Origin of the sequence: Filimonas effusa (genome assembly GCF_004118675.1) — a bacterium.
Taxonomy (GTDB): Bacteria; Bacteroidota; Bacteroidia; order Chitinophagales; family Chitinophagaceae; genus Filimonas; species Filimonas effusa.
In genome coordinates, this window is record NZ_SDHZ01000007.1 from 1 (window position 1) to 6,834 (window position 6,834).

The 6,834-nt window shown below is 36.2% G+C and carries 6 protein-coding genes; all 6 read left to right on the forward strand.

Annotated features, from left to right (window positions below):
• Positions 1-1,271: RHS repeat domain-containing protein (locus ESB13_RS23580; RefSeq protein WP_164974336.1), on the forward strand; the 1,271-nt coding region annotated here is incomplete at its 5' end.
• 530 nt (positions 1,272-1,801) lie between these two features.
• Positions 1,802-2,236, forward strand: a complete 435-nt coding sequence (locus ESB13_RS23585; protein WP_129006557.1) for a hypothetical protein — start codon at positions 1,802-1,804, stop codon at positions 2,234-2,236.
• A gap of 828 nt (positions 2,237-3,064) precedes the next feature.
• Positions 3,065-3,553: a hypothetical protein gene (locus ESB13_RS23590; protein WP_129006559.1), complete on the forward strand. Its 489-nt coding sequence runs from the start codon at positions 3,065-3,067 to the stop codon at positions 3,551-3,553.
• 99 nt (positions 3,554-3,652) lie between these two features.
• Complete coding sequence (locus tag ESB13_RS23595) at positions 3,653-4,579, forward strand: hypothetical protein (protein ID WP_129006561.1); 927 nt, start codon at positions 3,653-3,655, stop codon at positions 4,577-4,579.
• A gap of 217 nt (positions 4,580-4,796) precedes the next feature.
• Complete coding sequence (locus ESB13_RS23600; protein ID WP_129006563.1) at positions 4,797-5,300, forward strand: toxin-antitoxin system YwqK family antitoxin; 504 nt, start codon at positions 4,797-4,799, stop codon at positions 5,298-5,300.
• Positions 5,301-5,940: 640 nt separating this feature from the next.
• On the forward strand, positions 5,941-6,534 hold the full coding sequence (locus ESB13_RS23605; protein ID WP_129006565.1) for a hypothetical protein: 594 nt from the start codon (positions 5,941-5,943) through the stop codon (positions 6,532-6,534).
• Positions 6,535-6,834 lie beyond the last annotated feature (300 nt).

Here is a 6,834-nt window from a genome sequence, read left to right on the forward strand (position 1 = left end):
CTGGTAGTAATTATGTGGCTAATGGGAGCAAGCCCAAGGCTTACCTGAACTATGTGTTATTCGATGAACAATTCAACATTGTATGGACGGGGGATAGTTATAACAGCGGTTTTAGCCAGGTGGGGGATGATGGGGTTTTTACGTCTCATGAAGTAGTGGGAAGGGAGATGAAGAAGTCTGGTTATTTGTATATTTATGTATCGAATGAGACGCCTAATATAGATGTGTTCTTTGACAACGTACAGGTGAGTCATGAGCGGGGGGCGTTGCTGGAGGAGACACATTATTATCCGTTTGGGTTGGAGATGAAGGGGATAAGTTCGAGGGCGGCTGGGAAGTTGGAGAATAGGTTGAAGTATAATGGGAAGGAGTTGCAGGGGGAGGAGTTTAGTGATGGGCAGGGGTTGGAGTTGTATGATTATGGGGCGAGGATGCAAGACCCGCAAATAGGAAGATGGCATACTGTTGATCCAAAAGCTGGAACTTCCAGGAGATGGAGTGTCTATAATTACGCATATGACAACCCATTGAGATTTTTGGACCCTGATGGCTTGGAGGCTAAGGATTGGATAAGATACAGGGATCAAAATGGAAATCTTAATGTCGGTTGGGCTAAGGATATTAATTCTCAAGCACAAGCGGAGGTATGGGCGAAAAATCAGGGTAAAGACGCGAATGGGAATCAGAAGATTACTGAGGTTAAAGATATTGGAAAGACTGGAGTGGTTAAGCAAGGCTATACAGATGACAATGGCCAAAGGCAATCATATCAGTTAAATGCAGATGGGACGCGCACTCCTATGGTGGATGGAAAGCCGGTAACTACAACTGCGGATGCTGCTAATGCAGAACCGGGTAATGTTAGTAATTCAGGCGTAAATAATGCCAATAAGGAGCTTGCAGATAAGTTAGGTGACGCAGGTAAAGTGAATGACGCATTAGCTAATACTGCTGGGGTCGCAATTGAAGAGGGATTTAAGGCTGCAGAGGCTGCTAGCTCCTCAACCGCTTTTGGTAATGGTGCAAGAGTGATAGGAAATGCCAACAAAGTTTTAGGTGTTTTAGGCGTGGGAGTGACCGTTGCGCAAGCGATGGTTGAAGGGCCTCAGATCAAGCACGGCATAGATGTTATGATGGGGGCATTGTCCCTTGGTTTACCCCCGCCTTTCGGAACAGTGATTGGGGTCAGTTGGTTTGCAGCGAACTTAATTTCGCTCGGGGTTAATGGGAAGTCTGTTTCTGAAAATATTCAGTCTGCTTTAACTAATTAAATTAACGTAATATGAAAATTTTTCAAAGAATATTTTCGTCTTCGTATATATTTTATTCTAGGTATAAAAGAGAGGACCCTTTTTTTTCAGGGGTTATAATTGTGACAGTAATTCAGATGCTCTTTTTCTTTTTCTCTGTCTCGTTGTTAAGATACATGACAGGTATTCTTTTTATGCCCAATACGGCTAGCAAATATCTATGGGCTCCACTTATATTGTTGTGGATTTTTTTTGTATGGCTATATTTTAAGAGAAGTAATTATAGAAGTTTTGTTGAGGAATTTAAATGTCTCTCAAGAAGAGAAAGATGTTTTTGGGCATTTGTTACAGGCCTAAGCCTACCTGTTTTGATTTTGGCAATAGCTTTTATTCTAATTTTTGAAAAGAATTTACACCAATAATTAAAGCATAAGTATATGAGTAGTAATTAGTGTATTAGATAATTCCTGTCTTCCGGGAGAGGATATAAGAGGTTGGTTTATTTTAATGTTATTTACTATGCTGTTACCTTCATTTTTATAAAGAAAGGAATGGACGATCCAGGTAGTTCTTTAGGCTATGGCTATTTTACTCTTATTTTCTGGATAGTTGCAGCAGTTATCTTAATTCTTTTATTGATTAAGAAAATCATTTATCCACAATCTGTACCTGATAAGATTGGAGTTTTTACGGCAACGCCAGTACTATGTATTGTTTTTATCACAGTTATGTTATCATTTAAAGATAATGTAGGTTCTGAGTGGTGCTTTACTAAAAGTAATTACCGTTATAAGGTTATAACGTATAATTATTCTGAGCCTTTGGCTGTTAAAAGAGTTGAATATTATAGAAGTGCTGATACGATTAATTCAAAGGGTACTTTAATGGATGAGTTGTGGATAAAAGGTAGTATATGGATTTATCTATCCAGAGTTGGAGATACAGTTAAAAAAGTAACGTATAAGAATGATATTGAAATTAAATAAGAAGACGAGTTTGAAAAGGAGAAAAGGAATCATCTGAGGACGGAAGTGTCTCGGTAATTGTGTAAGGTAGTTATACGTCGATTGTGGAAAAATGGAGGAAATGAAAAAGTATTTGGCATATATAGTTGTTTTCGCTGTTATTGTCGTGTTGTATCTAACTATTGCTATGAGATATATTGGCAAGCAAACGGGCAGAGAATACAATCAGTTTAATAAAGCAAATATTAATGGAAGGATTGAACTTGTTAAAATAAAACACCATGGATCGTCTTTTAAAGTCAGAAATAATCCCACTGAATTTGTTTTTTTCCTATACCGATTCTAAATACGGGTAATGGATTTATCCTGATGGCCTCTCCGGGAGATAGCATTGTTAAGTCTGCGTTATCGGATACATTGTTTCTCTTTAAAGGAGAAAAGATGTATATCTACTTGTTTCAAAAATTTGAATAAATTATATATTTTGTGCATTTTAAATTGGGTATTAGCTTGTTAGGTACTGCGCCGTGGATAATGCCAATTCCTAAAGCAATAAGTAATCCTTTCTATCAGCATAGGGATTGGATGAAACCTATTATCTCTGATTGGTTTAGGGAGCGAGCTGATTTTTATATAGAAAGTAAATCAATGTGGAATGCGATTGTGACAAAAAGCGCAGGGGGAAGTTAAAAATGAGTCAGACTATATAAAGAATAAAATAAATGACTTTTACAATTAGAGCTTATGTTCAGACTATATATATTAGTTTGCTTTAGTATTGCATGTTCCTGTAAAGACGATAGGGTTCATGTAAAATCCCAATCAATCATATTACATTCAAGTGATTCGTTGAAATTATTTTCTACCATTGATAAGGATAGCGCATATTTTTCCAGCTATCAGTTTAGTAAAAAGGTATCGGAAACAGGAGTTGTTAATTATGCTTACAGCAGTAGTGAAGCGGAAAGTTTCATTATTTCCTGTGATACAACAAGTAAATATTTTACGTTACTGTCTGATGGCAGTGATACAATACGTTTATATAATGGAGGAGAGAGAGATTATGCTATAAACGGAAGGGTATATGGTGTATTAAAACTTGTTGCAGATAAGGGGGTGACCGATGGAGAAATATCCTATTTTGTAAGTATTGATTTTGGTCTATTATTAATGAAGTCAAATACCTGGTGTATGGGTAAAGTTTTGAATCCAGAGAAAGAAAATACTAGACGATTACAAATGACAGCTTTGTTATATAGGGTAATGACAGATGAAGAATTTTTGAATGATGCTAAGCCCGAATCTAAAATAAAATTCACTTCACCGAAGTTTGAATAATACGAAAATAATTATAGCCGATGGATTTTTTGGTTATTTCTGATTTTTCATTTTCTTACGAATAAAAGACAAAGAATTATATTATAAGTGTTACCTGATATGATGAAGATATTTGTTTTTTTTGCTGTTTTCTTTTTAGCTATTAAAGATGGCTGTAAAGCTATGGTAGACGGTGGTATGGAAGATACTGTGAAAACTGTAGTTGACGTAAATGTGGCAGATAATTTATTTACGAAAGGGTTGAATGATATACTATTGTCTGACTTGTATAAGGATACATTATATCTTATAAATAAGGGGAAGTTGGTCGTTATTGACACAAAAAGCAGAAGTGTTGCAACTGATGTGAAAGTTAATTTGTTTCTTGGCAAACAGTTGAAGTTGAATAAGTATGCGAGGGCAATAGCTGCTTATGATAATGGTTATTATATAAGTTTTCTTAATGAAATTTATACTGTATCGAAAGGTGGAGAGGTGTCAAAAATATATACTGGTTATTATTTTGTTGATAATATTAAGGTTTTGGATAGTAATAGGTCCCTGATTGCCTCAAGAGATTCTGTTAAGATGATTACACTGAAAGGGGAAGTGCTATCTTTTTTGCCATTTGAATTTACCGGAACAGGTTATGTACAGGCATCCAAGGTGATTAGCTATTCAGCAGTTCCGGAAGATAGTGTTTATGAATTTGGTTTGAGTAAAGGTTCGTCCATTAGCCTTAAGAGATTTGCTCCTGTTGCATTAACCAAAGTAATGAATGAGCCAATCATATCCTGTTCCACTGATGACTATTTTGTTGCCTTTGATTATTCAAAAAGAAATACTATATACGTATTGAAAAAGGATATGAAAAAAAATGAAGTGGTCAGAACTATAAAGTTGAAAGGGTTTAATTATGATCCTACGCTGGCAGAGATACAGAAAGAAGAAGGTAATCCTAATTTTAAAATTGCTTTCAATAATGGGATATTTTATGTAATCGCTTTGGTGAAAGGAAGGTTAAGGGTTTTGTCATTTGTTTTATAATACTAATTGATTTTAGCACTTCGTGAATGTTATAGTTTATATACAAAATCTGCGGGCATTTGCCGCAGGCGTTTTTCCTGTAGATTTTTGTATATAGTGCTTGCCTTGATCAGGCGATTATTATTATGTAGATCCTTTGGGCGATTTTAAAACGAGGTTAGGGTTTGGGTACGTTTATTATGGATTGGTGGCATTCATAAAGGTTGGCTAAATAGCGATGAAATATAATCCTGTTACATATTCGTTTCGATGGTTTATAGGTATGTTGGCAATAGGCCTATTTGGAGGCCTGATTGCAAACATTGATTCGTCTGCGGGAGAACAGAAATTATTTACCTATTTTGCTTACTCTATTGTTGCTGCATTGGTTGGGGTTGCGTTAATAAATGTAGGGGCAATTATCTATTTGCAACGTAAAGGGGTAAAAAGCTCTTTAGCTAGTTGGGGTATTTTAATCGCATCACTGTTCTTGTTGTTTCCTTTGTTCACAGGAATGCTTTTTCATAGGGGGTATGATGAGGTTGTAGAAAATATGATTGAAGGAGGTGATACTTTAAGAATCAGATTAGAATATTATTCTCGTTCTGATACGGCTTTATTACTAAGAAGTCGGAGCTTTTGGAAGAATGGGAAAAAGGATAGTATTTGGATAACCTATGAAAAAGATGGATCTATCCTAAAAAGGCAGCATTTTAAAAATGGAGAGCCTGTGATACCTTAGATAAGCTGTTTGTTGAAGTTATGTAAATTAGTCTGTGAAGCCAATAGGTGCCAATCTTTAATAGGAATAGCAAATCGCTTCTGCCAGGGCCGGCTCAGGGAGTTGGCTGTCAACGCTTCACTCAAATATAAGTGTTGTTGTCAATTTCAATAAACTTGAGGGTGCTATGGGGGAGAGGTTTTGTCATCTTATTATTACCTACGCCCAGGCCTAACCGCGTAGGTTTTTTATTATTTTAGGATGTAAATGGGATGGTGCAAAGGAATAAAGCAGAAAGAAAAAGGTTCGCCCAGAGAGTTCTTAAATCGTGCAGTAATCCAAGAAGAAAATTATTCCATGGATAATCTGATTCTTATGATATTCAGTCTGCTTTAAATAATTGAATTCAAATAGTATGAAGCTTTTTCAAATACTGTCTATTACACTTTATGAATGTAAGTGACCATTGCGCAAGCGATGGTGATGGGATTCAGATCAAGCGCGGTGTAGATGTTACGACGGAGCATTGTTCCTTGTTTTGCTCTCCACCCTTTGGAACGGTGATTGGCATTAGTTGGTTTGCTGCGAACTTGGTTTCGCTTGCGATCAATGAAAGCCTGTTTCTGATAATATTCAGGTTGCTTTAATTAGTTAAACTAATATGAAAAAGGAAAGAAGTAGTTATGCTACGTTGCTTCTTATTTTATTAGGCTTTTGTATCTGTACTAAATGTGCTTCTCAGGGGAGTGAACCTGTGAAGGTGGTGAACTCTTGCATATTGTCCCTTAATATAGCAAAAAGGATTGATGTAGTTGTTGGTGATAGTCTAAAAGGTATTATTAGGTGGAGCGAGGATAACTGTAATTTTCACTTGATAGACTCCGTTGCTGCTTTTTTCTTGCGAAAAGAAGATTCGTTAAGTTATAGATGTCTTGTGGCATTGGCTTCCTGTTCTGATGGTTGTTTGACAGATTATTTTATAGAAAAGATAGGTTTGATCTATAGGAAAAAGTTTTCCATTTTTTTTGATTTCCTGTATTTTGATCACAAAAAGGGTAATAAAAATGATTTGGCTAATTTTTTAGTTGAATATTGGAGTAGTGTGGCTTCCTTAAGTGAAAATCCTAATCAAGTAGTAGCAAAGATAAAATTAAAAGCTGCTCAAGACGTTTTAATGTCTGCGAGTAATAAGAGTGATAAGAAGAAATATCTTGATTTTTTACTGTCAAGAATAAATACTGAATATTTGGATTAGTTGTGGCAAGTTTCTATGGCTTTTGAGCGCTAGCTCATTGGAGAGGTTGTTTGTAGCCTGTATTAAAAGTAACATGGGAGCTTCTGGCGGAATTTTGAAGAAGGGATCTTCTTATAAATAAATGAGGCGGCTCTTTTTATACTGCCGCCTTTCTAAACAAGGCCTTTAGAAACGGTAATACGCGTATGGTGTTAACAGATGAGCATCAGACGGATGCTTATCCTGTAGCTTCGCTGGAAGACGCTACCCTTGCCAATGAGCGGCTGTATTATGCTATTCCCGATGGAGGGAGGGTGAACA

What these genes read in the sequence shown, in the direction of transcription:
- ESB13_RS23585 (WP_129006557.1), top strand. Translation starts at nt 1,802, where the DNA reads ATGGACGATCCAGGTAGTTCTTTAGGCTATGGCTATTTTACTCTTATT.
- ESB13_RS23595 (WP_129006561.1), top strand. Translation starts at nt 3,653, where the DNA reads ATGATGAAGATATTTGTTTTTTTTGCTGTTTTCTTTTTAGCTATTAAA.
- ESB13_RS23600 (WP_129006563.1), top strand. Translation starts at nt 4,797, where the DNA reads ATGAAATATAATCCTGTTACATATTCGTTTCGATGGTTTATAGGTATG.
- ESB13_RS23605 (WP_129006565.1), top strand. Translation starts at nt 5,941, where the DNA reads ATGAAAAAGGAAAGAAGTAGTTATGCTACGTTGCTTCTTATTTTATTA.